Here is a 24,967-nt window from a genome sequence, read left to right as displayed (position 1 = left end):
GCACCGTCCCGCACCCCCGCGCCCTGAGCCCTGCCGTCGAGCTCGCATGACACATGCCCACACCAGGAGTGGTGCGGGCATGCGGTGTCCGTGTCCGGGGCGTCAGCCGGCGAACTTGCCGAACAAGTGGTTGGCGGGAGCGTCCGGGTCGTCGCCGTAGAAGAACTCCGCGACCGCCTGGTGGAATTCGGCGCGGTCCAGCGCACCGGAGCCGTCCCGGTCCAAGGCCGCGAAGACCGCGGCGCAGTCCTCGCCGGGAACGCCTGCGACCGAGTCGTACATCTGCTGGAACTCCGCCCGGTCGATCCTGCCGTCCCCGTTGAGGTCGGCCAGGTCGAAGAAGCAGTCGGTCACCGGCTCGATCTGCTCCGGGTACCGGGCGCGGTCGGTCAGCGCCCGCCTGAACCCTTCGGTCATCTCGCGCAGGTCGATCTTCCCGTCGCCGTCCTGATCCATCGGAGCGATCACGTTCGCCCAGAAGCCGTCCATCCTCTCGGTGAGCGTGCGGGCTGTCGCGGAGTCCGGCGCCGCGCCACGGGCCGCGATGTAGCGCTCACTCATCATCCGGACGTCCCGCTGGGTGATGAACCCGTCGCCGTCGACGTCCGCGCCGCGGAACCACTGGCCGTACTTGCGTTCTTGAAGTGCAGTCACGAACGCGGACAGTATTCATGCGATTACACATACGCAAATCGCGAGGGGAGCTTCTCGGCGTCCGGGGTCGGCCCGTGACGCGCTCGGCGGTGGCGTACGAGAAGGATCCGTTCGCCGGGGCGGGAGACCCTTCGTGTCACTGTTCGAGAGGGGGCGGGGTGAAGGCGAGTACGTCGGGCAGGGGGTCGTCGTACCGCTCGACGTCGACCAGCGTGCTGAGCGCACTGGGCCCTTGGGACAGGCGCGAGCACGGCCGGTCCGCCGTGAGGACGTTCGGATTGCCGTGGCGGTCCATGGTTCCGCTCAAGCCCGGCCGGACCGGATCCCACCACGCTCCCGTGGACAGCTGTACGACGCCCGGCATGACGTCCTCCGACAGGACCGCACCCGCGAGACAGGTCCCCCGGTCGTTGTAGAGGCGCACGACCATGCCGCTCTCGATGCCGCGCGACGCGGCGTCCCCCGGGTTCATCGTCACCGGCTCGCGGCCGCGGATCTTCGAACTCAGGCTGTGCCCGCCGTTGTCGTACTGGCTGTGCAGGCGGGAGGCGGGCTGGTTGGAGAGCAGATGCAGCGGGAATCGGCCGGCCAGATCGGCGCGGAGCCACTCGACCGGTGCGTACCACTTCGGATGTCCGGCGCAGTCGTCGTAGCCGAACGAGTCGATCACCTCGGAGAAGATCTCGATCCTGCCCGACGGCGTCGGCAGGGGGAAGCGCCGCGGGTCGGAGCGGAGCGCCCCGAAGTCGCCGGGGAACGGTCCGGTAGACGCCGGCAGTTCAACGGTGGAGCTTCGCCAGAAGTCGTCGAAGCCCGGCAAGGACGCCTCGACGCCGAGCTCGGCCCTCGTCTGCTCGTACAGGTGCCGCACCCACTCGATCTCGGAGCGCGACTCCGTGAACTCCTGCTCGTACCCGAGCCGCGCCGCCAGGCCCCGGAAGATGTCGTGGTCGGTGCGCGACTCGCCCGCCGGCTCACGGGCCTTCGGCATCGCGACGAGGTGGGGGTCCGAGAACCCGGCGGCGAAGTCGTCGCGCTCCAGACTGGTGGCGACGGGGAGGACGATGTCCGCGAACTTCGCCGTGGCGTTCCACCAGGCCTCGTGGACCACCACCGTGTCGGGGGCCTGCCAGGCCCGGGTCAACCGGTGCAGATCCTGGTGGTGGTGGAACGGATTCCCTCCGCACCAGTAGATCAGGCGAAGTTCGGGCAACGTGAGCCGCCGGCCGTCGTAGTCGATGGTCCGGCCAGGATGGAGCAGGGTGTCCGCGATCCTCGCGACCGGGATGAAATCCGGAACGGGGTTGGGGACCTTGGGCACCGCCGCCACGGAGGGGCGGCCCCTGGCGACGCCCGTCGCGTCCATCGTCGCGTAACCCGCGCCCCAGCCGCCGCCCGGCCGGCCCATCGAACCCGTCATGGCGGCCAGCACGACGGACATCCAGATGGGCTGTTCGCCGTGGTCCGCCCGTTGTACCGCGTAGTTGACCATGATGAGCGAACGCCGGGTGGTGAGGCGGCGGGCGAGGTCGCAGAGCACGTCGCGGCCGATGCCCGTGATCCCCGCTGCCCAGGCGGCGTCCTTGGGGACGCCGTCGAGCTCGCCGAGCAGGTAGGAGGCGAAGCGGTCGAACCCGACGCAGCAACGGCGGAGGAAGTCCTCGTCGTGCCATCCGTTGACCAGCATGGTGTGGGCGATGCCGAGCATCGCCGCGGTATCGGTGTGGGGGACGACGGGCAGCCATTCGGCGTCCAGGAAGCCGGCGGTGTCGCTGCGGAGAGGGCTGACGTTGACGAACCGCACCCCGGCCTCACGGCACTGCCGTTGCAGGTCCCGCGTCCGGTGCCTGGCCAGTCCGCCGGGGTTGATCTGGCTGTTCTTGAGGGCCAGCCCTCCGAACGCCACCACGAGCTCGCAGTTCTCGGCGATCTCGTCCCACATCGGCATCCGGGACTGGTAGCTCCACGGGTGTCCGCCGATCACATGGGGGAGAACGACCTCCAGAGCCGCGGTGCTGTACGTGTTGCGCGAGTCGGTGTATCCCCCGCCCAGCGCCAGGAAACGCTGGAGCTGCCCCTGCGCGTTGTGGAACCCGCCCGCGCTCGCCCAGCCGTAGGAGCCGCCGAACACCGCGCTGTCCGAGTGTTGGGAGCGCACGCGACGGAGTTCACCGCTGACCAGGGTGAGCGCGTCGTCCCAGCTCACCTCCACGAAGGCGTCCGCACCTCTGGCCGTGTCGTGGACGCGCGGCAGGCCGTCCAGCCAGCCCTTGCGGACCGCGGGGCGCAGCACGCGAGCACTGTCGTCGGCGGCCGTCACCATTCCGGGGCCGATGGGTGACGGCGCGGGGTCGTCGCCCCTCGGCTCCACGCGCACGAGCCGGCCGGAATCGACCACCGCGACATAACTGCCCCAGTGGGTCGCCACCGATATGCGTCGTTCCACCATCCACGGACTCCCTCGCCGAAGTTCCCCGTGCGCGCGGGCGACGGCTGCCTGCGTCACGGAGGGTCGTTGCCCCGCTGTCCTCTCCGCCGATGGTCTGCGGGACGGACACTTCCCCTGCGGCGTACGGCCCAACCCCGTTGTGCGCACGTCTGCGCAACGGCCGCACCAAGGCCCCGGCCGCCCCGACTCCGAACGACCGCCGTCACCCCTGTTTGCGTCCCTGCCGCGCGCTCGCCGCCCGGATCCCGGCGACCAGTACCCGGTACAGCGGCCGCACCACCCGGCCGGGCAGCCGGCGGTGCCGCTCCTCCTTCCACACCCGGGCCCGGGAGTGCGCCGCCAGGGGTGACCACCGGTCGGCGGGCGGGGGCGCGGTGACGTGGAACTCGATGCGGCAGAGGTGCTTGATGTTCACGTAGCCGTACTGCCAGGGACTGACGAGCCGTACCGGGGCGCCGTGCTCGCCGGTGAGCGGCTCCCCGTCGAGATGCTCGGCGAGGAGCACGTCCTCACCCAACGCGTCCTCCAGCAGCACCGACGCCCGTACCCCGTCAGCACCCACGAACACCAGGTGGCTCACCAACGCCCCGGGCCGCAGGGCCGGTTGCACCACCTCCCGGTAGAAGTCACGGAATCCGACTCCTTCCCACACCAGCCCGGTCGCCGACCACCCGGCCACACAGTGGAAGTCGGCCCGCACCTCGCGCCGGGGCAGCCCCGCCAGATCCTTCACCGGCAGCGTGAGGTCCTCCGCCAGAGCACCGACCAGCTTGATCACCGGGTCGGCGGGGACGGGCGGCGGCGGATTCTTCAGGTCCTTGCCGAACCTGGGAAATCCCCTGAGAGCACGTTGTCCTGGCGGAAGCGTCATGTCGGTCCTCCGGTCTGCGCCCAAGTCGGGCACCGCCCAACCTACTTGAGCAGTTTTTCGGCCCACCTCGGGCATGCCCATGATGCAGAACCGCCGGCCGGCCCCGCCGCGGCCGGCCGGCGGCCCCCGCTCGCGTCGGCTCAGGCGTACAGGCCCGGCTTCCGGGCCTCGGGATCCTCGCGGTCCTCGCGGTCTTCGCGGTCCACGCCCAGTCGGACGGGCCGTCCGTGCCTCCGCGCGCCAGTGAGAACTCCGGCCCCTTCCTCATCCAAGGCCCCCTTCACGTGGGAGGGTCGGGTGCCCTGACCGCGCGGGGGCAGGCGCGTCGACTCCGCTGCGGGGGAACGGAGTTCAGCCACGGGGGCCCGGCCTGCTTCAGGGCGGGCCCGCACCGGGTCCGGCCCGCCGCACCCGCCCTCACCGCGGCCTCTGTCAGAGCAGTCGCTGGATGTCTCCGCGCACCCGGTAGAAACCGCCGGCCGCCGTGTGCAGCGCGTCCACCACGTAACGGGCCCCGGGCTCCCGGATCGCCCGGGGGAACTGAACGTTCAGCGAAGGGTCGTAGCCCCCGGACACGACGTGCACCCGCACCCGGCCCGCCTCCTGCACGCACTCCACGACGATCGCCCCGCTGGGCGCCTGGGCCACGGTGGCCACCGCGCCCGCGTCCGTGGCCGGCGCGCTGGCGGGCATGGCCGCCGCCAGCTTGACGTCCCGCGCCACCGGCACCGTGCCCTGCTGCGCCGCCGCGACGGCCGCCTCGCTCGCGTCCACGCAGAGCAGCGAGCCGTCGGTGGTCACCAGATAGAGCCGCTCGTCGTGGTACTGCATGGACAGCGCGGAACCGTCGCCCGTGCCCAGCTTCCAGAGCCGGGTGCCGTCCTGGTCGAAGCAGTAGACGGACGAGGAGGCGTCACCGGCGAACACGAACCGCCCGCCGGGCGAGGTCGCGCACGAGTACACGGCGCTGTCGCAGGTGTACGTCGCCTCGATCGCACCGGTCGCCTTCGACAGCCGCTGGACGGCCTTGTGCGCGGTGCCCGCGTACACCACGTCGCCCTCCTGCCAGCCGAACAGCACCCCGCCCTTGGTGCGTGTGTGCCACAGTTCCCCGCTGCCGTCGGGGGCGTAGGCGGTGACGCCCTTGCTGTGGCCGTGGTAGACGGCCCGGTCGTCGGCGCGGACCATCCAGGCGTGCTCGCCCTGGCTGCGGCGGGCCCACTGGTGCTCGTCCTCGTGGTCGATGACGGTGAGACGCCCGTCGCGGTCGGAGACGTTCAACTCGCCCTCGTGGATGTCCAGCCAGAAGATGTCGACGTCCGCCGCGATGTCGTAGGCCGCGAACGGCAGCTTCGACGACAGGTCGTACACCTTGCCGTCGTCACAGCCCGCATAGATCCAGAAGTCGTCGGCCACCAGGCACTTCACCCCGTCCGGCAGGCGGAAGCGGGCCAGTACGCCGCCCTCGTGGTCCAGGGTGTACACGTCGCCGCGCTGGTTTCCGACCCAGCAGCGGTCGTCGTCGACGTGGATCCCGAACGCGGCCGAACCGGTGCGGAAACGCCACAGCACGGGTGCCGCCGAGCGCGCGGTGGAGGGCGCGGAGGAGACCTGCCGCCGGGTGACCGCGCGCGGTGCGCGCTGCCCGGGGACCGCCGGGGCGTATCCCTTGCGGACCTTCTCGCCGATCTTCTTCGCGGCGGCGGCGCGGGCCTTGTCCGCCGTGGCGAACGTCGTCGTCTGCGTCTGCCCCTCGGCGCCGATCCGGCCGTACCGCACGCTCACGGTCAGGCCGGCGACCGTCACCTCGTAGAACTTGTGCGCCGCGCCGTCCTCCTGGGACAGCTCCAGATACGTCGCCGACACCGTGGCGGAACCGTGGGACATGACAGACCCCTCCCCTGCGCATCCGCCGTCCGACCGGCGAATTCCAATGATCGAACCGTAGCCGGGGGCACTGACAACGCGGGTGCGGTGTCAGTGGGTGCTGTACGCGGGGCGGGAGCGGTACGGCGGCGGGGCCGGAGGGGGCGGCGGCACCCACGTGCGCGGCCAGGCCCCCGCCACCTGGACAACCACGGGGCGCAGGTGCACCGGAACCGGCAACGCCGGGGACCCGGCGGGCTTCACGGAGGAACTGAGCGGGCGGGTGAGCGGCGAGCCGGGCGGCGAGGACGCCGTGGGCCTCCGCTGGACGCCGACCTTCGCCGGGGCGACGGAAGCCACCCGGCGCGGCCCGTGGTTCGTGCGGACATCGGAGTGCCCGGGGGCGGCAGGACCGAAATGCGGTAGCCGCGTACGTGAACCGCGCCGTCGGCGCCGGTTCAGATCCTCCAGGGGAACAGAGGGCGCGGGAGGGTCTCCGCGGAGCAGCCCCTCTGGGGGTTCGCACACCTGGCTTTCCTGCGCCCTCAGGCCCCGACGCGCGAAGGGAGGGGCCTTCTTCGGCCGGTTGTCGTCTGTCCACGGGGACGAAGACGTCGGTAGCTTGTGCGACCTTCGTACTCCTGGGGGTCTCGTGAACCGTCTCCGAACGGTCGTCGTCTGCCTGGTGATCGCCTGTGCGGGAGCACTGTCGCCGACTGCCGCGGGCGCGGTGGCCGGAGCCGTGCCACCGCGCTGGTCCGCGTTGCCGGTGCCGGCGGCGGTTCCGCCGGTGCACGTGGCCGACCTCGCCGCCCGCGGACCGGGCGAGGCGTGGGCGACCGGGTCCGAGAACGTGTCGGAAGGACCGCGGCCTGTCCTGTACGGGTGGAACGGCTCGGCATGGCGCCGGGACAGCACCTTCCCCGGGGCCGGCGAGCCGGGCCGGCTCGGCAAGGTGCAGTTCGTCGGCGAGGAGGCGTGGATCTTCCACCTCCGCGACGGCGCGGGCGAGATCCTGCGCCGTTCGGCGGGAGGGTGGAGCACCGTCCCGCTGCCCCGGCCCCTGTGGGTCCACCAGGACTTCGCCGCGGTCCCGGGCGCGGCCTGGGTGGTCGGCGAGGACGACACGGGGCTGAAGGTGCTGCACTACGACGGTTCCCGCTGGACCGAACAGCCCACGCCCGAGGGCGTGACGTTCCTGATGGGGATCACCGCGCGCAGCGCCGACGACGCCTGGGCCTGGGCGGACACCGCCACCGGTCCCGCTGTCCTGCGCTGGGACGGCGCGACGTGGCGGGACGCGAAGGTGCCACTGCCGCCGAACAGCAACGTGCAGTCGGTCCTTCTCGAACCGTCCGGCCGGGTCACGATCGCCGGCAGCCAGTACGCCGACGGCGTGAACAGCACCTATCTGATGACGCGTACCGGGTCCGCCTGGCGCACCACTCACCCGCCGCTGGGCAACGCGTCCACCGAGGCCGTGGTGCGCGGCCCGGACGGCGCGCTGTGGCTGCCGATGCGCAGCGACCGCGCGTTCCAGTCGAAGTACGCGCGGGTGGACGGCGCGCGCACCACCTTCTCCTACGGCCCGCAGCGCACGAACGCGATCGAGGTCCAGGCACGAGTGCTGGCCAGGGCCGGATCCGCACTGCTGTCCTTCGGGACCGCCGAGATCTACGGCTCGAAACCCCATCCGATGAGTGAGCGGCTCGGAGGCTGACCATGGCACGCAGACTTCTCGTCGCGGCCCTCGCGGCTGCCATGACCCTGGCACCCGTGGCCGCCGCGGACACGCCGACCTGGCACCACGTGCCGGTCCCGGCGCAGGTGCGCCCGCAGGCCGGGCTGAACGAGGCCGCCGCGAGCGGACCCGACCGGGCCTGGGCCGTGGGCGCCGACGCCGTGGGCCGCACGGCCCCCGGTTATCCGCTGATGCTGCGCTGGAACGGCACCGCCTGGCAGCGCCAGAGCCTGCCGGGCGGCGACTGGCAGGGAGAGCTGCTGTCGGTGGCCGCCGCCTCGCCGACCGAGGCCTGGGCGGTCGGCCGTGACACGGCGGGCGCCGCCCGGCTGCTCCGCCTCACCGCCGCCGGCTGGTCGGAGAGCCGGGCGCCGCGCGGTGTCGTGCTGAACAAGGTCGTCGCGGGCGGCGGCGAGACCTGGCTGATCGGCTCGCGGGAGGGTGCGCAGGCGCTGCTGCGCTGGGACGGGCGCGGCTGGCGGGATCTGCCGGTGCCGCCGGGTTCCGTGTACGGCCTGCACCTCCTGGCGGCAGACGACGTGTGGGCCGCCGGCTCCTCCGGAGAGGGTGCGACCGTCTCGCACTGGGACGGCACCGCCTGGCAGCAGACGATCGTGAGCGGGTCCCCGCGGGCGGGGGTCGGCAGTGTGCTGGCGGTCTCGCCGACGGAGGTGTGGGCGGGCGGCTCGGCCGGCTTCATCGGCGGCCCGGCGGGCAAGCCGATCCCGCCGCTGCTGGTCCGCTGGGACGGGCAGACGTGGAGCCGGGTGACCGTTCCCACGGACTTCGGCGGGATCACCTCCCTGGCCCCCTCGGCCTCCGGTGCGCTCGGCTGGGTCGCGGTGGCCCGCTCGCTGAAGTGGGGGCCGCCGGGCAGTCACCCGCCGCTGGTCCCCGGGCCCGCCTTCCTCTCCTGGAACGGCCAGTCGTTCACCCCGTACGACGAACCGGCCGTGGCCGGGGAGGGGGCCTCCTCCGCACTGACGCTGGCCCCGGTGCCGGGAACGGCGACGGTGTGGTCGGTCGGCCGCGCGGGCGGCCCCGAGTCCACCTTCGCGCCCCGCATCCTCCGGTTCGGCTGAACCGGGGCGGGTCGGGACGGGCGGGCGGGGCCGGGGAGCGGGCGCGCCGTCCGCCGTACGACGCGGTTGCCCCGCCCGGCCGGTCTGCCCCGCGGGTCGACGAACCGGCCCGACGCCTGGTTCGAGCGGTCGGAGCACCCGACACCCGTGTGCCGGCGGGTCTCCGAGGGGGTGACACCCACCCGGAACGTCACGGGGTGTCGACACGGCCCAGCGCCAGGAGGCCGAGCAGCGTGGGGCCGCCGAGGTGGGGTGAAGGAGGAAGTCATGTCCGGATCTCGTGAGTTCGGACAAGCCTTTTCGGCGTCCACACGGCGGACCGCTTCGTTGACCGTCTGTGCGCGCGGGTCCTGCTCACCTTGTGCTGTGGTGAGGACGTGGGGGAGGGGGGCCTCAGACGGTGGTGTTCTCGTGGATCCCGCCGGGAGCGCGAGAACACCATGGCCTGCGGCTCATGACCAGTCGGCCCGCCCAGGAAGGGGAGCGGACCGGAGGGGAGTTGTGCACCCGCTCGTTCAGCGAGTCGTGTGCGAGGAGGACACGGAGCGGATCGATCGAGCCCGTGCCCGTCGCGCGGGCGGGCGTTGGTGCGGGGCTGCCTCTTGACGGCTATGCGTCCTTCACCTCGCAGGGATCCTCGGTGGCGTCATGCAGCCGGGTCGTGCTGTCCGGGGGCGGGTTTCTGTACGAACCGCCGAAGGCCGGCTCGTACAACCGCAGCGCCTCAACGCCGAACACCACCACGCTGCGGAGCCCGTGACGCCCGCGGACGCGCGGCTGCCTACGCCCCGGAGACAGGGGGAGGGCCCGCTGCTGCGGGGGATGCGCCGATGAGGCTTGCGCCGGTGTCGGCGTCGCGGCGGGACTGGTCGACTCCGTGCCAGTCCAGGCACATGACGGTGGCGTCGTCCTGGAGATGTCCGTGGTTGGCGGCGACGACGGCGCCGATGAGGGTGCGGGCGGCCTCGCGGGGGTGCAGGGTGCGGGTACTGGTGATCAGGGCGGAGAGGTCGAGGGCGTCGGCGTTCCGTTCGAGCATGCCGTCGGTCAGGATCACGAGGCGATCGCCGGGCCGCAGGTCCAGTGCCTGGACCTGGTAGGTGTGCGGGACGTGGAAGCCGAACGGCATGTCGACCTTAGGGGTGAGTTCCTGGACCCGGCCGTCGCGCATCAGCAGAGGCCAGGGATGTCCGGCGTTGATGAACTCGGTACTCCCGTCGACCAGGCTGATCCGCAGGAGCTGGCCGGTGACGTAACTTCCGCGGCCGTGCTCACGCACGGCCCGGTCGGCCTGACGGGCCTGCTCGGCGAGGCCGGCACCGGCCCGCCGGGCCCGCCGCAGGGCACCCACCAGGAGGGTCGCCAGAAGCGCGGCGTCGACATCGTGGCCCATGGCGTCGGTGACGGAGAGCTGGACGGTGTCCCGGTCCACGACATAGTCGAAGGTGTCGCCCCCGACGTGGTCGGCGGGCTCCAGCGAACCGGCGACGGCGAACTGTGCCGCCTCGCAGGCCAGCGACGCCGGGAGCAGCCGGTGCTGGATCTCCGCGGCCAGACTCAGCGGGGAGGTCCGCCGTCCCCACTGGTACACATCGGTGAAGGAACGGTTGGCGATCACGATGTAGGCGAGCGCGTGCGCGGCCTCGCCGATCTCACGCATCACCCCGGCCTCCGGTGCGGCGGGCAGGAACAGCTCCAGGAGCCCGATGGCGTCCCCGCGGTTGGTCACCGGAGCCACTACCCGCACCAACCCGCCCCCGTCGCCGTCCTTGTCCTCCACAGCCGGCCGCTGAGTACGGATCACGTCGTCGTAGACGGTGCCCGCCAGCGGAATGCGCCGAGCGATCTCCCGGGTCTCCACACTGCCGGCCGCGCCCAGGCGCACCACGGAACTCCCCGTGAAGTCACTGATCAGAAAGGACACCGTCACCGCCCCGAGATGCTTCCGGAGCATGGCGGCGACGACGTCGAGCGACTCCACCGGAGCCGCGCTCTCGGCCGCGGCCAGCGCGCCCGCCAACGTCAGCGCCATGCCCGTACCGCTTCCCGTTCCGGCACCGCGCACCGAAGTCTCACCGCTCTCGTCGGGCCGGCATCTGTTCACGGTCACCTCACAGCTCGCTCTTTGGTTCAGTGCTCCCCCGGACACGAGGAACACCAGAACCACCGGATACCCGACCGGCCGCGCGGCATGTCACGACGGCACCAGCCTCCGCACGCTCTAGTCGTCCGGACTGCCATCGCAGGGCGACCGCAGTCCGGGCGGGTGAAGCCGTTGATCGCTGCGAGAGGTGTCGAGCCGTGGTGTGCCGGCAGGGACCGACACCCGGCTGTCCTCGCCGACACCGCGCGGACGGGACGGCCCGACCAAGCCTGTCCCCTTCAGCCGGAGAAGACCAGTTCGCTCGGGTGGTGCTGCTGCCCGACGCCCGGCTAAGACGGGCGGTCTTCCGGTTCTGCGGCCGTGCAGGTCGCGCTCACCGCTGTATCCGGTGCCGGTGCTCCCCGAGACCGGCATGGTGCGGTCAGCGGGTGCTGGGAGTGGGGAGGCGGTCGTGCTCGCGGGTGGCGCGGAAGCTGCGATTCCTGCCGCTGACCTGCGGTTTCTGTCGGGATGTCAGTTCCTGCGCGCAGCCGGTTCGATCCTGGTTGAATGCTGCGTCGTGGCGCTCGGGGGGCTGACGCCGTGCGCCTGCCCCCTCTTCGTGATGTGACGCAGGCCACTTCGGTCCCATGTCACGAACGGGAAGGCAGCTTGCGTCTGGTGGTCGTCCGAACGGCGGGAACGACCACCGGAAAGAAGCGGCAGAGCGATGAACGCGACAGCAGCACAGCAGCACGAGGTCCTGGTCCTGGGCGCCGGTTACGCCGGGCTCTCGGCGGCGATCCAGCTCGCGGCCCGCACCAGGAAGCGCGGGGACCTGCGCGTGACGCTGGTCAACCCGTACGACACCTTCACCGAGCGGCTCCGGCTGCACATGACCGCCACCGGCCAGGAGACCGCCGAGATGAACATCCCGGACCTGCTGGACGGCACCGGGGCCGGCTTCGTCCGCGGCTGGGTCACCGCCGTGGACGCCGAGGAGAAGACCGTCCGGATCGACGACGACCGGGTCCTGCGCTACGACACCTTGGTCTACGGCCTGGGCAGCATCGCGGACACCGCCGCCGTTCCCGGCGTGGACGACCACGCCTACACCCTCAACAGCCCCCAGGACGCCGCCCTCCTCGCCGACCGGCTGACCCTGCTCGACGGCGGGACCGTCGTGGTCGGCGGCAACGGCCTCACCGGAGTCGAGGCCGCCGCGGAGATCGCCGAGCGGCACCCGGAGCTCCAGGTGGTGCTGCTGGGCCGCCAGGAGCCGGGGGCGGGCATGCACCCGAAGGCCAAGGCGCACCTGGACGCGGCGCTCGCCCGGCTCGGCGTGCAGGTGCGCAGCGGCGTCGAGGTGGTCAAGGTGCTGCCGGACAGCGTCGAGCTCGCCGACGGCACCGGCATCCCGGCGGCCGCGGTGCTGTGGACCAGCGGCACCCGTGTCTCGCCGCTGGCCGCCGCCGCCGGCCTGACGATCGACGAGCGCGGCCGGGTGGTCACCGACAGCGCGCTGCGCTCGGTCTCCCACCCGGACGTCTACGCCGTGGGCGACGCGGCGGCGGTCCGTCAGGACTACGGCGTCATGCACGGGACCTGCCAGGGCGGCATGCCCACCGGCGTGCACGCGGCTCTCTCGATCCTGCGGGTGATCGCCGGCAAGGAGCCCAAGCCCTTCCGCTTCGGCCACTACCACACACCCGTCAGCCTGGGCCGCCACGACGCCGTCGTACAGTTCACCCACCCCGACGACAGCCCACGCCGAATCGTGCTGACCGGCAAGCTGGCCGCGAAGTACAAGGAGACGGTCACCGCGGCGCCGTGGGCGACCTTCGCCCGCATGAAGAAGGTGCCCGCCTCGGGCGCCCTCTGGCCGCACGGCGGCCGCTACACCCGTACCAGGAGCGCCAAGTGACCCAGCCGCAGCAGGCCGGCCCCGACCAGCTCGCCTTCCAGCAGTACCGCACCCTGCTCTTCTCCGTCGCCTACCGCATCCTCGGCTCCGCCGCCGACGCCGAGGACGCGGTCCAGGACGCCTGGCTCAAGTGGTCGGCGGCCGACCGTTCCCAGGTCGCCGATCCCAAGGCCTATCTGGCCCGGATCGTCTCCAACCTGGCGATGGAGCGACTGCGTTCCACCCGCCACCAGCGCGAGACCTACGTAGGCCCCTGGCTGCCCGAGCCGATCCTCACCGGCCCGGACACCGCCGACGGCATTGCTGCGGCGGACTCGGTCTCCACGGCCCTGCTGGTCGTGCTGGAGACGCTGAGCCCCCTGGAACGCGCGGTCTTCGTACTGAAGGAGGCCTTCGCCTTCAGCTACGGGGAGATCGCGGAGGCGGTGGAACGCTCGGAGCCGGCGGTCCGGCAGGCCGCGCACCGTGCCCGCGAGCACGTCCAGGCGCGCCGGCCCCGTTTCACCGCGGACCGAGCCCGCCAACGCGACGTCACCGAACGCTTCTTCGCGGCGGCGACGGGCGGCGACATCAACACCCTCATGGAGCTGCTCTCCCCCGACGTGACGCTGTGGACCGACGGCGGCGGCAAGGTACGCCAGGCCCTCAAGCCGGTCATCGGCCTGGAGACCGTGGCCGGTTGGTTCGCCGCCCTCGGCACCGTGACCTACCAGGGCATCGAGCCCGGGCAGATGCGGGCGGAACTCACCTCGATCAACGGCGGCCCGGGCGTGGTCTTCCGCGGCCCGGACCGCGTGGTCGCCACGCTGACCTTCGACTTCGACCCGGCAGGCCGCATCTCGACCATCCACAACGTGGCCAACCCCGACAAGCTCCACGCCGTCGCAGACGGCACTCGGCACGAACTCCCCTGACCGCCTGGCCGACATCGAGCCCTGCGGAATCTCCGGGAACGCCTGCGCCCGCTGCCCTTCCACGGGCGGGCCGGGTCCAGAGAGAAGCGGACGCCGCAGGCTGTGGCCGTCGGCCAACGAGCACAAGACGTCGTCCACCATCCGCAGCCGAGTGCCCGCACACCACGAACGGCCGAATCTCAGACCAGTCAGTCATGCCCGCCAGGACATCTGCCCAGGATTCTGTCATCGAGCTCGTAAGGCCTTCACCGCACGCGGCGCTCCTCGCTCAAGCGCCCGTTGAGGGCCGTCCGGCGTCGCCCCCGGACCCCGACTTTCCACGAGAGGGCCGCCCGGGCGGCCCTCCGCACCGCCGCTGACCGGAGATATGACGTGGATCACATTCCATCGGCTTCGCATGCTCAGCGTATTCGTGGCCTGGCGCCTTCCACGGCGCACCTGTCCCCGTATCGCACTGTCGTTGCCAAGTACCCCATTTGGAATGCACTGCCACGTCACGCTCCGTGAGAGAAGAGGCCGGGGTTTTCCGGGTAAAACACTTGCACTGTCGGTCTGCTGACATAGGCTCAGCGCCGTCCAGCCGGAATCCCTGTCCGCCTGATACGAAGCATTCGAAGAAAAGAGGAAGTCATGGTCAAATCGCTCACACGCGCCGCCCTGGTGGCTGCGTCCGCCGCCGCTGTGTTCGTCGCCACGGCAACTCCCGCGACGGCAGCGGACATTCTCGTCTCCAACAAGACGATCAGGGTCGGCGACCGAGGCTCTATGACCTTCATCGACGACGGGGACATGTTCCAGGTCTGCGACACCAAGGCGGACGGCCACGGGGTCTCAGGTCGCCTGATCGACAACCAGTACAACGAAAAGCTCTACATCACCGACGGCGGCGACGCCGGCTGTGACAAGAAGGGCTACAACATTGGCCAGTTCGGGTCCTACCAGATGCAGCTTTCCTGGGACGGCGACGGCTACGACGTGAAGTCCGAGTGGTTCAACGAATAGGCACGACTGTTTCCCTCTCCCGTCGGGAGACATTCAGCGCGTTTGTCGTGTGTGACATCTCTGCCGTGAAGGTACGACCATGAAGCCTGAAGAATTCGTCGAGGCGCGGCAGCAACCTGCGCAGGGAACATGGACTCCCAGCGGCCCCCCGGTGCGAGCGCCCCGATCGCCGCGCCGCCGCAGTTTGCGCACGCTCGTGGTGGCGGGCGTCGTCGGGGCGGGCATCGCCGTGGGCGTGACGGTGGCGCTCAGCACGCACGGCGACAGCCCGGGGACCCGGCCCGCGCCCGACCTCGGTTCTCTGGACGTGGTGGCCCGTCCCGACCAGTCGCCGCCCCGGGAACGGATAGCCGCCGGGAAGGTCGCTGTCTCGGCGTACTCCACGTCGAAGGTCGTGAAACAGCCGGGCGGCAACGGAGTCCTCGCCCTCGAGTGGCACCTGCTCAATTCGTCGTCGAACAGGTACGAGAGGACCGACTGGGCGTATCTCGACGTCGCTCGCGGGCTGAAGACCGCCGCGGTGCTCGAACGCGGCCTGCCCGTCAACCGCGTCGGGCTGCTCGACCTGGCCTCCGGCAAGGTGCAACGCTGGATCAAGGTCGACCGGAGCGTCGGCGGTGTGCAGTTCTCACCGGACGGGAAGCGCCTGGTGGCCACGGCGTACAGCCTGAATCCGGACGGCCTCTTCAAGGACGCGCCACAGCAGGTGAACGGTGAAAAACTGCCCGGTCCGAAGCCGAGCCGCACCGGCTTCTACGTCATCGACGTGGCTACGGGCCGGGCGGAGTTCACGTCGTCGCCGTCGAAGAAGGACGAGCGCGGGTTCATCGACGGCGGCCGTCAGGATTTCCGCTGGAGCCGTGACGGCAAGCTGTTGTGGACTCCCTGGCGCAACGAGTCGGGAAAGCTCTACGTCGACACGGACGGACGAGAAACCCAGGCCCCGAAGCATGAGGCCCGCCCCGGCCAGGCCGAGGCAGGTCTTTCTCCGGACGGAAGACGTGTGGCAGGGACCATGCCGGACGACGAGGAGGGCATCGTCTCCGAAGTGCTGGACACGAAGACCGGCGAACGAGCCGCACTCGTGCCCGGCCAGCAGCTGCTCGCCTGGGCCGATGACCGCCACCTCGTTGCCTGGCGCTGCGATCCCGCCCAGTGCGCCCCGGGGAAGGGTGAGTTCCGCAACCAGTTGGTTCTGGTCGGCCTGGACAGCGACACGGTGACCCCGCTCTCCGGCTTCCGCGAACCGTCCCTGCGCTACGACGGCCGATGGACCCCGGTGTTGACTGAGCGCTGACCAAGGGGCAGTCGGCCTCGCCGTCCCGGCGAGGCCGGCTGCGGTGTGCCGTGGGGAGCTCGCGTGTGCCCGGCCGCGCCGTGGGCGGACGCCGCGGTACGGATCGTCCGCCTCGACCGGGGGGTCGGCGTGAAGGCGCCGAACCGCACGACCGCAGCCGAAAACGAGCCGAGGCACCGATCTCGCGAGATCAGTGCCTCAGGGTGTCCGGGCTGCTGCTACTCGTTGAACCGCTCGGACTTCACCGTGGCACCGCCGCCGTTCCACGAGAGCCACATCTCGTACAGCTCGTTGAACTGGTTGCCGATGTTGTAACCCTTCTTGTCACAACCCGAGTCACCGCCATCGGTGACGGTGAGGCGCACCTGGTTGCTGCCGCCCGGGTAGACCTGCACCAGTTCGCCGGTCATGCCGTGGCCGTCGGCCTTGGTGTCGCAGACCTGGAACATGTCCCCGTCGTCGATGAACGTCATCTTGCCGTGGCTGTTGCTGATGGTCTTGTTGGATTCGGCCATGGCCGGCGTGGCCGTGCCGACGACCAGCGCGGCGAGGGCCGCGCCTGTTGCAGCGATGCGGGAGAACGATTTCACGACTGCTTCCTCCTTCTCTTTTCCCCGCCGGTCTGCGGGGAAGTCCGATCGGGGCCGAGCCTAAGGGAAGCCGAATATTTGGCAAGCGCATTTCCAGTGGGACGCGGCTGCCACACGAATTACACAGGGTGACCAGGGAGAGTCGCCCATAGCGGGCATCGAATTGGCAAAGGCCTATTTCAGGCATGCGAAAAAGGAAAGAAGGGTGACCGTGGATACCGCGCGTTTCGACGGTACTTCGAAGGTGACCTGCGTCACATGCTTGCCGCAGCTCTGTCAGTGGCGCTTGGGTGCTACGGGAAATCCGTAACTTGTGCAGCCTTGGACTAATTGTGTCAGTCTGCCGACTCGAATTCAGTAAAGTGATGCACGTCACTTTCCCGTCACTTGTGTACATGCAGTGTTCATGCGGGCGATCTGGTGACGGGAACATGTCCCGAATCGCACCTCATGGAATTGCTGCCCCTTTTGCGTGGCCCATTCAAGTCACCCTATGTGAACAGTCCGAGAGGGAGTCCCGCTCGAAATTGGTTTGCCAAATATTCCCTCGGATCTAGGCTCGGCCCCGATCGGACTTCCCCGCAGACCGGCGGGGAAAAGAGAAAGAGGAAGCAATCGTGAAATCGTTCTCCCGCATCGCTGCAACAGGCGCCGCCCTCGCCGCGCTGGTCGTCGGCACGGCCACGCCCGCCATGGCCGACACCAACAGGACCATCAGCAACAGCCACGGCAAGATGACGTTCATCGACGACGGGGACATGTTCCAGGTCTGCGACACCAAGGCCGACGGCTACGGCATGACCGGAAGACTGTTGGAGTCCGGCTCTGAAGACTTCGTCCTCACCGTCACCGACGGCGGCGACTCGGGCTGCGACAAGAAGGGTTACAACATCGGCAACCTGCGGGAATACCAGATGTGGCTCTCGTGGAACGGCGGCGGTGCCACGGTGAAGTCCATTTGGTTCAACGAGTAGAAGCACCGGAGCACATGTCCTCGTGACACGTGGTCCGGCCGGACACACCGTCCGGCTAGTACTCATTGAGCTGTGCGGGACCGGACCGAGCCGCCGATTTCGGCCGGTCCGGCCCGTCGGCGATGGCGGCCCCGCCCCCAGACCCCGGCGGGCCATGGGTCTTCTGGGCCTCTCGGGCGGCGGGGCCCGCAGGGAGTAGGCGACGGGGGCAGGGGCCCCGGCCCCTGCGAACGCATGCGGACAACCGGCCTTGTCTCCCGGAGGCAGCGGCCGCGGGCTTTTTGACGTTCGCGCCGTCAGCCGCCAGAACGAAACCCAGAAGCCTGACGACTGGTGATCAAGAACGTGGACCGCCTGGAGGCCCACCGATCACTCCGGCCCGTCTGAGCTTGTTGTCTGTTCGGCTGGGCTGTGGGCCGGTATCCACCAGGGGGCGAGAGGCTCCGGCCGCAGGCCGTGAGGACCCGTCACGGAAGTTCGATGTCAGGTTCCAGGACGGGTCCTTGCGCCTTCCGGCCGAAGGGCTGGATCGAGCCGGCCAACTGGTCGGGGGCCGGTCAGGTCGCTGGCTCAACCGCCGACAGGCTGCCCGATGTCGTCCCGGTACCGGCCGATGAGGTTGCCTGCCGGGCCGTAGTTGCAGACGATGAACGGGTGCTCCCGGCGCCGCATGTGCTCGCACAACTCGGCGGCACGAGGGAACGCGACGCCGTTCGTCTCGGTGAGGGCCGGGAAGAAAGCCTGGGCGTCCTGCGACTGCGGCGGCGTGGTCCAGCGGTACTCGTCACGGCCGTGCAGGGCGAAGCGCACCATGCGGGAGCCGTACCCGTGGCGCTGCCACGGTCCGGTGATCCTGATTTTCAGGATCAACCCGGGGCGGCCTACCTCGCAGCCTTGCCAGACCAGGCGGGCGAAGTCGTACCCGTCCGGTGCGCACGCCTGGATCTCCTGCATCCCGGCGGCGCGCTGGGTGGATGGTGCCACCAGGTCGTCGTGTCGGGATCGACCTGCCACTCCAGGCTGTTGAACGGAACGGTCGGCGCAGCCCCCGCCGTGGCATCCCGTCACTGGGAGGCGTCGGCCAGACGGGTCCGCGGGGAGCCGGACACCACCGGATCGCGACCGAACGCCGGATCCGTGCGGTGGTCACCGGCCTGGGCGGAGCGCTGGCCCGCCCGTGGCAGCCGCGGCGATCACCGTCGCGGTGGAAGCGGGCGGAGCCCTCGCCGGGAGCGAGCTCGTCGGAGCCTCGCGAGCGGCTTTCCTGAGCGGTGCGTCGCCGCGCCGGTCCACCGGGGGCCGGGGCCGGGACCCCGGCGGGTCCTCACCAACGCACCTGGAGCGCTTCGGGTCCGCGGATGAGCACCTCTGTCTGCCAAGGCACCTCCTCGGGCGGCACGGCCAGTCGGAGCCCGGGCCAGCGGGCGAGCAGGGCGGCCAGCAGGATCTCGGCCTCCGTGCGGGCGAGGAGCGGGCCGATGCAGAAGTGCGGGCCGTGCCCGAAGGCCAGGTGCGGGGGGCCTTGGCGGTCGAAGTCGATACGGTCGGGTTCGGGGTAGACCTGGTCGTCCCGGTTGGCCGCCACGTACGACACGTAGACGAATTCGCCCTTGCGGACCAACGTGTCTCCGACACGCACGTCCTCGGTGGCGACGCGGGGCTGCCCGACGCCGTGCTTGTGCGGGATCCAGCGCAGCAGTTCCTCCACGGCGCGCGGTACGAGGGCGGGTTCGGCGCGCAGCCGGTCGGCGAGGCCGTCGCGGGTGAGGAGGGCGAAGACCATGTTGGAGGTGTTGTTGCAGACGGCGTGCCAGCCGTTGAGGCCCATCAAGGTGGCCAGGGCGAGCAGTTCCTCCTCGTCGATGCGTCCGGCGTCGACGGCGGCGACCATGGTGCTCATCAGGTCTTCGCGCGGCTGGTGGCGACGCTGGTCCGCCAGTCGCCGGAAGTACTCCCGGGCGTGCTCCTTCACCTCGCGGGCCCGTTCGGCCGCCGCCGCGTCGGAGGCTCGGGTGAGCAGGGTCTGCGCCCAGTCGCGTACCTGGGGCAGATCCGCGGTGGGCATGCCGAGCACCTCGCCGATGACGGCGAGCGGGAAGGGCGAGGTGACCGCGGCGACCAGGTCCAGGGGCGGTCCCGCGGCCTCGGCGGCGTCCAGCAGGCCGTCCACGAGCTCCTGGAGGCGGGGGCGCAGCCGGTCCATGGCGCGCTGGGTGAAGGCGGATGCGACCACGGCCCGGACCCGGGCGTGGTCGGGCGGATCGACGAAGCTGACGGCCCGGTCCAGCGGGATGAAGTGCTTGGTCATCTTGGGGATGGGCAGGCCGACGATGTCGCGGCTGAAGCGGGCGTCCGACGTCACGAAGCGGACGTCTTCGTAGCGGGTGACCAGCCAGCAGTCGCCCTCGCCGTGCGGCAGCCGGATGCGCGAGACGGGAGCGTCGGTCAGGGAGGCGCGGAGGAAGGGGTCGAAGTCGAGCGCCGGAAGGTCGTGGGCGTCGTACGTCCGTACCCCGGACGCGGGGCAGGCGTGCGCCGGTTCGTCCGGATGCCGCGTTCCGCTCATCAGGCCCTCGCTCACGCCACCACTCCTCGCCGTCATGCGTTCGTTCACCGCCGCCGTTCGGTGACGGCGGGACGGCCGTCGCGTACCGGACCGCCGCACGTCTGTCTCACCCAGAAAGGTGTAAATACTGTCTTACCCGATCAACTCGTGCTCTAATGCGAACAAATAGCAGAGACCACCCTTGTGCGGCCGGAGCACTCCGCCGCCCCACCCTCCGTCGTGCCGAGCGGACGCGAGCGGTGGACACACCCTTCTATATGCGCTTTTTGTGTGAATGCCAGCAGATGTTCCGAGGGTGGGGTGCCCTGCCCGTCCCCGGGCGCGGCGACAGCCGTGCGTACGCCCCCATCGCCCGAGGTGATCCCATGCCCACGTTGTGCCGTCCCGCCGTCGCCGTTCCGGAATTCGTCATCACCCAGGAGGAGACCCTCGCCCTGGCGCGCAGACTGCACCACGGTCATCCGCAGCTGCCCCTCGCGCTGCGTCTGATCGGCAACACCGGAGTGCGCGAGCGCCATCTGGTGCGCCCCATCGAGGAGACCCTCCAGCACCCCGGCTTCCGCGCCCGCAACGACATGTACGTCACGCAGGCCAGGGCCCGGATCCCCGCGGTGGTCGAAGAGGCACTCGGCCACGCGGGCCTCACGGCACGCGACATCGACCTCATCGTCTTCGTGTCCTGCACCGGTTTCACCATGCCCTCGCCGACCGCCTGGCTGATCAACACCATGGGCTTCCGGCCCGAGACCCGGCAGATCCCCATCGCCCAACTCGGCTGCGCGGCAGGCGGCGCCGCCATCAACCGCGCCCACGACTTCTGCACCGCCTACCCCGGCCGCAACGCCCTCGTGGTGGCCTGCGAGTTCTCCTCCCTCTGCTACCAGCCCACCGACCTCGGCGTGGGCAACCTGCTCTCCAACGGGCTGTTCGGCGACGCCGTCGCCGCGGCCGTGGTGCGCGGCGACGGCGGCACCGGCGTCGAGCTGCGCCACAACGGCAGCCACCTGGTGCCCGACACCGAGGACTGGATCGCCTACGACGTCCGCGAGACCGGCTTCCACTTCATGCTCGACAAACGGGTGCCCGGCACGATGGAGCAACTCGCTCCGGTACTGGCCTCGTTGGCCCGCCAACACGGCCAGTCCGCCTCCGCCATGGACTTCTACATCATCCACGCGGGCGGCCCGCGCATCCTCGACGACCTGTGCACCCATCTGAAGGTCCCGCCGGCGTCGTTCCGTTTCAGCCGCGCCACACTCACCGAGTACGGCAACATCGCCAGTGCCGTCGTGCTGGACGCCCTGCGCCGCCTCTTCGCCGAGGGCGGCCCCGGCGTCGGCGCCCACGGCATGATCGCGGGCTTCGGCCCCGGCATCACCGCCGAGGTCGCACTCGGCACCTGGACCACGGCCGAAGCCGCCGCCCGCACCCCGAACCGGCTCCGAGACGGGCTGGCGGACAGCGAGGACCTCGACGGACAGGGGGCCCTCGTATGACCGGCCCCGGCCTGAGCACGGGAAGCGGCCAGGGGCTCGTGGTACCGCCCGGCGCGGGCCGCGTCCTGGCCGCGAAGGCCCAGCACGTCACGTACAAGGTGACCGGCGAACACTCCGCCGCCGCCTCGACCTTCGAGGTGCTGGTACCGCCCGGCTTCGATGTCGGCGCACACGCCCACGCCCACAGCGAGGAACTCTTCTACGTGCTGGAGGGCGAACTGGACGTGCTCGCGTTCGAACCCCGGGTGCGCACCCCGGACAACTGGCGCTCCTGGGAGTCGCACGCGGGACAACGGAGAACGAGAGCCACCCCCGGCACCCTCATCCATGTACCGCAGGGCTGTCCGCACGCCTTCGCCAACACCAGCGGCGCGACGGCGAAGATGCTGTTCCAGTCCTCCCCGCCGCCCGCCCACGAACGCTACTTCGAGGAACTGCTCGACATCCTCACCTCTGGCGCGCAACCCGCCGAGCGCGACGCCGCGATCGACGCCCTCCGCATCCGGTACGACATCGAGCAGATCACCCCCCTGCGCTACGACCCGCCCGGCCCCCGATGAACCCCGGACCACCTCGCCGGCCCCCGGGAGGGGCGGCACCGCCCGTCGCTTGAGCGTCAGGATGCCTCCCAGAGCGTCATTCGAGCGTTGAAGAGGGGTACGTAGCGCACATGAGGATGTAACGCACATCATCAAAAACCGCAGGCCAGGGTGTGGGGCCGCTGCAGTTCGGTATGAACCTGGCGGCGGTGGCAAGGGCGATGAGCGGGGGCACCGCGGAGGCCGAGGATCACCTGCTACGACACGAGCTCGACGCGGCCGCGTACGCGGCCGCCGAAGGCCGGTATCGGACCAACAGTGGCCCGCCGCTCACCAACCGCCCGGCAAAGGACAGGGTCCGGTCGGCGTGCAGCAGGACCCCGTCCTTCCTACGGACGGTGTCTTCGTAGTGCCCCACTTGAGCCGGGGCCTGGGCGGCGCCAGCGCGACAACTGATACGCGAACGGCTGCGGCCGGCGGTGATCCGCCCTGTGCGACTCTCGGCTGACGTCTGGTCAGCCGCGCGGGCGATAAGGCGGCATCGATCTTGCGGCCTTGGGATGACGACCGGGCGGCTGTCAAAGTGAAGAATGGGTCGCGTTCCGCCAGTCAACTCCCCTTCGCAGAAAAGGAGATCGTCATGACTTCGCTGTCGCTGCCTGCTCGGCGCACCGCCACCGCTACCATCGCTGCCCTGGTGGCCGGGTTCACCCTGTGTACCTCGTCCATCGCCTCGTCCGCCGAGCAGCGCACGGACCACCGCCGGCCGGGCGCGGCGCGAATTGTCGGCAGTGGGGACTTCGTACTGCCGTACCTGAACGACAACGATGTGCGCTCCTTCAGCTTCGACGCGGTGGCCGCCCCGTACAGCATCCCGCGGCCCAAGATTCCCACGGGGCTGCCCGTCGACGCGCGGGGGACGGTACGCATCTCGCACCACTCGGCTGACCAGAACGTCACCTATACCTCCGAGGGCCAAGTGGAGTGCCTGGTCACCGGCCCGAACACGGCGACGGTCACGGCCCTCATCACGAAGGTCAGCCACGAGGAGACCGGCCTGCTCGGCAAGCGCGTCGGACTGAGCGTGCACGACGGCGGAAAGGGCGGCAAGGCCGATCGGGTGGGCTTCTCGTGGAACGGGGTGAACCTGCTGCCGAACAGTGAGGACGCCGAAGTCGGCACCTGTATGGCCCCGGCCCCGTACGCCCCCGTCGTCAAGGGCGGCTACACCGTCACCCACGCCGAACTGGCACCGCTCCCCCGCCCGTAAGAGGCGTGCGCCACGGCCCGCACCCGTTACGAGCGACGCGCCGACCTCCACCAGGGCCTGCTCGAACTGACCTGCAGCTTCATATGCCTCCGCCGCCTCCGAATCGCATTCTGAAACGATCAGTAAGTAGGCAGCCGGCCAGCAGCGGACTCAAGGTGGAAACCCGTCCTGCCTTCGGCTACAAGGCCGCCGGAGGATCGACCGACGAAGCGCGCATGCGCCGGGTGACGATCAAGCTCTCCGCAGCCCACGCGCGCCGCCTGTTCGACGCCCGCGAACAAGGGGCCAGCGACCAGCAGATGAAGGAAATCGTCACAGACGGAATCCGGGAAGAGTAATTCAGGACGGCGGACGCCGGGCACGAGACCTCCACGAAGTCGAACTGAAGAACATCGACTACCTGGATTTCGAGCTCTGAACGAGGAGCCTTTCATGGCCGGCATCAATTACCTGGGACCGAGCACGCTAGTTGGCCACTGAGCGCCGTAGTCGGCCACTCTCGTGCTCAGAATCCGAGTGCGGTCGTGTCCGATCAGGAGGAGGTTGTCGGTTCTTGTCCCTCGCCGCCAGATTGGCGGATGCGCACCGTGCCGACTTCCAGGTTCACTTGGGACAACGGGCCGTCTGCCAGCCTGATGTTCTTGCGCACGCGTTCCTGTTCCATGGCGCGCTTGCAGCCTGGGCCCCGGGGTCGCCCTCCTGGATGAGGTCGACACCGATGGGTGACAGGACCTCGGTCTTGTGCCGGAGATCCAGCCCCGAGCCTCCATGGCCAGCAGAACACGCTCCCCCAGGTATGCGAAGACGCCCGGAGCCACGCCTCCTCCCACAGCCGGCAACAGGGTGTCCATGATCAGCGACCAGACCTCAAACGATCGACCCAGCGGCCGAGGCCCCGTCGTGACCGGCGAGGACGCGGCTGAATCGGATAACGCCCTCCCGTTCCCGCCTGACCGGCTTCATGGGGGTTTCGTCCCCAGTGATCGTCGGGCGACAGGATCGGCGCCTTGCGTTCTGCTTGCGCCCGGATCTCAACATGAGATTCGTGAGCAGTGATGCGGAACGCCTCCTCGTAGGAGGCCAGGGCCCCACTCATGGCCCCGCCCGCGAGACCTCGGCGGCGAACACGTGACGCCAGCCAGGTAAAGAAACCCAGGACTGTGGCTAGGCCACCGATCAACATCAGGAACGGTATGAACGCATCCATGGACCTGAGCCTACTGAGCAATTTCCATCCTGACGTCGCAGCTCATCGGCCTTGTGTGATGGTCGACCGGCGCGCTCGGGCTGGTCGAGGGGGGGGGAGATCGCTAGCACGTGATCGTCCGTCACGGGCACGTTCCGGCGTTCCTGGGAGCGGTCCTGGCAATGGACCGCGTACGTTCTACGGCATGACGGATGCGGTATTGTCCATCGCGCTCGTCGCGCTGAGTGTCTTGACCAGCTCCACGGAGACACTCGCGCACATCGTGCGTCGGCAGATAGCGCACCCACGAAAACGTCGTCGGCAGCACGTCCAGGGCCAGCGCCCGCCCGCTCTCGGTTCGCATCATCTCCGAACATCCGGCTCGTGGCACCCATCACCTCAAGGTCCTGATCCGCCCGTGCCGCCGTGGTCAACACTAGGTCCTCCTTGGCACCGTGCCGCT

The 24,967-nt window shown here is 70.1% G+C and carries 20 protein-coding genes and 1 pseudogene; 12 read left to right on the top strand and 9 right to left on the bottom strand.

What is annotated here, in order from left to right; genetic code table 11:
- Positions 1-102: 102 nt before the first annotated feature.
- From ACIP93_RS25020 to ACIP93_RS25005, 4 genes are all read right to left on the bottom strand, one after another.
- Positions 103-654 (bottom strand): EF-hand domain-containing protein, encoded by a 552-nt coding sequence (locus ACIP93_RS25020; protein WP_401761853.1) that lies wholly within the window; start codon positions 652-654, stop codon positions 103-105.
- A 136-nt stretch (positions 655-790) separates the two neighbouring features.
- Positions 791-3,103, bottom strand: a complete 2,313-nt coding sequence (locus ACIP93_RS25015) for a molybdopterin-dependent oxidoreductase (RefSeq protein WP_401761851.1) — start codon at positions 3,101-3,103, stop codon at positions 791-793.
- Positions 3,104-3,305: 202 nt separating this feature from the next.
- A complete protein-coding gene (locus ACIP93_RS25010; RefSeq protein WP_401761849.1) occupies positions 3,306-3,974 on the bottom strand; it encodes a molybdopterin-dependent oxidoreductase in 669 nt (222 codons plus the stop codon).
- A 432-nt stretch (positions 3,975-4,406) separates the two neighbouring features.
- Entirely contained in the window at positions 4,407-5,861 is a 1,455-nt protein-coding gene (locus ACIP93_RS25005) for a WGR domain-containing protein (RefSeq protein WP_401761847.1), read from the bottom strand.
- A 631-nt stretch (positions 5,862-6,492) separates the two neighbouring features.
- On the opposite strand from ACIP93_RS25005, the gene ACIP93_RS25000 reads away from it, so the two are divergent.
- Both ACIP93_RS25000 and ACIP93_RS24995 read left to right on the top strand, forming a co-directional pair.
- Positions 6,493-7,560 (top strand): WD40/YVTN/BNR-like repeat-containing protein, encoded by a 1,068-nt coding sequence (locus ACIP93_RS25000; RefSeq protein ID WP_401761845.1) that lies wholly within the window; start codon positions 6,493-6,495, stop codon positions 7,558-7,560.
- 2 nt (positions 7,561-7,562) lie between these two features.
- Positions 7,563-8,663: a hypothetical protein gene (locus tag ACIP93_RS24995; protein WP_401761842.1), complete on the top strand. Its 1,101-nt coding sequence runs from the start codon at positions 7,563-7,565 to the stop codon at positions 8,661-8,663.
- A 781-nt stretch (positions 8,664-9,444) separates the two neighbouring features.
- Here ACIP93_RS24995 and ACIP93_RS24990 read toward each other — a convergent pair.
- Positions 9,445-10,689 (bottom strand): PP2C family protein-serine/threonine phosphatase, encoded by a 1,245-nt coding sequence (locus ACIP93_RS24990; RefSeq protein ID WP_401762044.1) that lies wholly within the window; start codon positions 10,687-10,689, stop codon positions 9,445-9,447.
- A 787-nt stretch (positions 10,690-11,476) separates the two neighbouring features.
- Here ACIP93_RS24990 and ACIP93_RS24985 point away from each other — a divergent pair.
- From ACIP93_RS24985 to ACIP93_RS24970, 4 genes are all read left to right on the top strand, one after another.
- On the top strand, positions 11,477-12,670 hold the full coding sequence (locus ACIP93_RS24985) for an NAD(P)/FAD-dependent oxidoreductase (RefSeq protein ID WP_401761840.1): 1,194 nt from the start codon (positions 11,477-11,479) through the stop codon (positions 12,668-12,670).
- Complete coding sequence (locus tag ACIP93_RS24980) at positions 12,667-13,584, top strand: RNA polymerase sigma-70 factor (protein WP_401761838.1); 918 nt, start codon at positions 12,667-12,669, stop codon at positions 13,582-13,584. The genes ACIP93_RS24985 and ACIP93_RS24980 overlap by 4 nt, the downstream gene beginning before the upstream one ends.
- 630 nt (positions 13,585-14,214) lie before the next feature.
- A complete protein-coding gene (locus ACIP93_RS24975) occupies positions 14,215-14,586 on the top strand; it encodes a hypothetical protein (protein ID WP_401761836.1) in 372 nt (123 codons plus the stop codon).
- Positions 14,587-14,665: 79 nt separating this feature from the next.
- Positions 14,666-15,883, top strand: coding sequence for a hypothetical protein (locus ACIP93_RS24970; protein WP_401761834.1), 1,218 nt, complete (start codon positions 14,666-14,668; stop codon positions 15,881-15,883).
- 218 nt (positions 15,884-16,101) lie between these two features.
- Here ACIP93_RS24970 and ACIP93_RS24965 read toward each other — a convergent pair whose 3' ends face one another.
- Positions 16,102-16,473 carry a hypothetical protein gene (locus tag ACIP93_RS24965; RefSeq protein WP_401761833.1) on the bottom strand — a complete coding sequence of 124 codons (372 nt, stop codon included), beginning with the start codon at positions 16,471-16,473 and terminating at the stop codon, positions 16,102-16,104.
- A gap of 617 nt (positions 16,474-17,090) precedes the next feature.
- On the opposite strand from ACIP93_RS24965, the gene ACIP93_RS24960 reads away from it, so the two are divergent.
- Positions 17,091-17,447, top strand: a complete 357-nt coding sequence (locus ACIP93_RS24960) for a hypothetical protein (RefSeq protein WP_401761831.1) — start codon at positions 17,091-17,093, stop codon at positions 17,445-17,447.
- Positions 17,448-18,017: 570 nt separating this feature from the next.
- Here ACIP93_RS24960 and ACIP93_RS24955 read toward each other — a convergent pair.
- Positions 18,018-18,431 (bottom strand): hypothetical protein, encoded by a 414-nt coding sequence (locus ACIP93_RS24955; protein WP_401761829.1) that lies wholly within the window; start codon positions 18,429-18,431, stop codon positions 18,018-18,020.
- A gap of 340 nt (positions 18,432-18,771) precedes the next feature.
- On the bottom strand, positions 18,772-20,028 hold the full coding sequence (locus ACIP93_RS24950) for a cytochrome P450 (RefSeq protein WP_401761827.1): 1,257 nt from the start codon (positions 20,026-20,028) through the stop codon (positions 18,772-18,774).
- Between the two features lie 350 nt (positions 20,029-20,378).
- On the opposite strand from ACIP93_RS24950, the gene ACIP93_RS24945 reads away from it, so the two are divergent.
- The 5 genes and pseudogenes from ACIP93_RS24945 to ACIP93_RS24925 all read left to right on the top strand — a co-directional run bounded on the left by ACIP93_RS24945 (position 20,379) and on the right by ACIP93_RS24925 (position 23,656).
- A complete protein-coding gene (locus ACIP93_RS24945) occupies positions 20,379-21,509 on the top strand; it encodes a type III polyketide synthase (RefSeq protein ID WP_345227131.1) in 1,131 nt (376 codons plus the stop codon).
- Positions 21,506-22,069: a cupin domain-containing protein gene (locus tag ACIP93_RS24940; RefSeq protein WP_401761825.1), complete on the top strand. Its 564-nt coding sequence runs from the start codon at positions 21,506-21,508 to the stop codon at positions 22,067-22,069. Before ACIP93_RS24945 ends, ACIP93_RS24940 begins: the two co-directional genes overlap by 4 nt.
- 619 nt (positions 22,070-22,688) lie before the next feature.
- Positions 22,689-23,318, top strand: a complete 630-nt coding sequence (locus ACIP93_RS24935; protein WP_401761823.1) for a hypothetical protein — start codon at positions 22,689-22,691, stop codon at positions 23,316-23,318.
- Between the two features lie 18 nt (positions 23,319-23,336).
- A pseudogene (locus ACIP93_RS24930) lies at positions 23,337-23,432 on the top strand (IS5/IS1182 family transposase); the annotation flags it as partial.
- 41 nt (positions 23,433-23,473) lie between these two features.
- Positions 23,474-23,656 (top strand): hypothetical protein, encoded by a 183-nt coding sequence (locus ACIP93_RS24925; protein WP_401761822.1) that lies wholly within the window; start codon positions 23,474-23,476, stop codon positions 23,654-23,656.
- A 515-nt stretch (positions 23,657-24,171) separates the two neighbouring features.
- On the opposite strand, the gene ACIP93_RS24920 is transcribed toward ACIP93_RS24925, so the two are convergent.
- Entirely contained in the window at positions 24,172-24,525 is a 354-nt protein-coding gene (locus ACIP93_RS24920; RefSeq protein ID WP_401761820.1) for a hypothetical protein, read from the bottom strand.
- Between the last annotated feature and the right edge of the window lie 442 nt (positions 24,526-24,967).

The sequence above is a fragment of the Streptomyces sp. NPDC088745 genome, assembly GCF_044751045.1.
GTDB classification, from domain to species: domain Bacteria; phylum Actinomycetota; class Actinomycetes; order Streptomycetales; family Streptomycetaceae; genus Streptomyces; species Streptomyces cremeus.
This window is presented reverse-complemented; position numbering and strand designations above follow the sequence as displayed.

Excerpts from the sequence above, each read along its gene's own strand:
- ACIP93_RS25015 (WP_401761851.1), bottom strand. The coding sequence starts at position 3,103 with ATGGTGGAACGACGCATATCGGTGGCGACCCACTGGGGCAGTTATGTC.
- ACIP93_RS25005 (WP_401761847.1), bottom strand. The coding sequence starts at position 5,861 with ATGTCCCACGGTTCCGCCACGGTGTCGGCGACGTATCTGGAGCTGTCC.
- ACIP93_RS24935 (WP_401761823.1), top strand. The coding sequence starts at position 22,689 with ATGACTTCGCTGTCGCTGCCTGCTCGGCGCACCGCCACCGCTACCATC.
- ACIP93_RS24920 (WP_401761820.1), bottom strand. The coding sequence starts at position 24,525 with ATGGATGCGTTCATACCGTTCCTGATGTTGATCGGTGGCCTAGCCACA.
- ACIP93_RS24995 (WP_401761842.1), top strand. The coding sequence starts at position 7,563 with ATGGCACGCAGACTTCTCGTCGCGGCCCTCGCGGCTGCCATGACCCTG.
- ACIP93_RS24940 (WP_401761825.1), top strand. The coding sequence starts at position 21,506 with ATGACCGGCCCCGGCCTGAGCACGGGAAGCGGCCAGGGGCTCGTGGTA.
- ACIP93_RS24970 (WP_401761834.1), top strand. The coding sequence starts at position 14,666 with ATGAAGCCTGAAGAATTCGTCGAGGCGCGGCAGCAACCTGCGCAGGGA.
- ACIP93_RS24975 (WP_401761836.1), top strand. The coding sequence starts at position 14,215 with ATGGTCAAATCGCTCACACGCGCCGCCCTGGTGGCTGCGTCCGCCGCC.
- ACIP93_RS25010 (WP_401761849.1), bottom strand. The coding sequence starts at position 3,974 with ATGACGCTTCCGCCAGGACAACGTGCTCTCAGGGGATTTCCCAGGTTC.
- ACIP93_RS24985 (WP_401761840.1), top strand. The coding sequence starts at position 11,477 with ATGAACGCGACAGCAGCACAGCAGCACGAGGTCCTGGTCCTGGGCGCC.
- ACIP93_RS24945 (WP_345227131.1), top strand. The coding sequence starts at position 20,379 with ATGCCCACGTTGTGCCGTCCCGCCGTCGCCGTTCCGGAATTCGTCATC.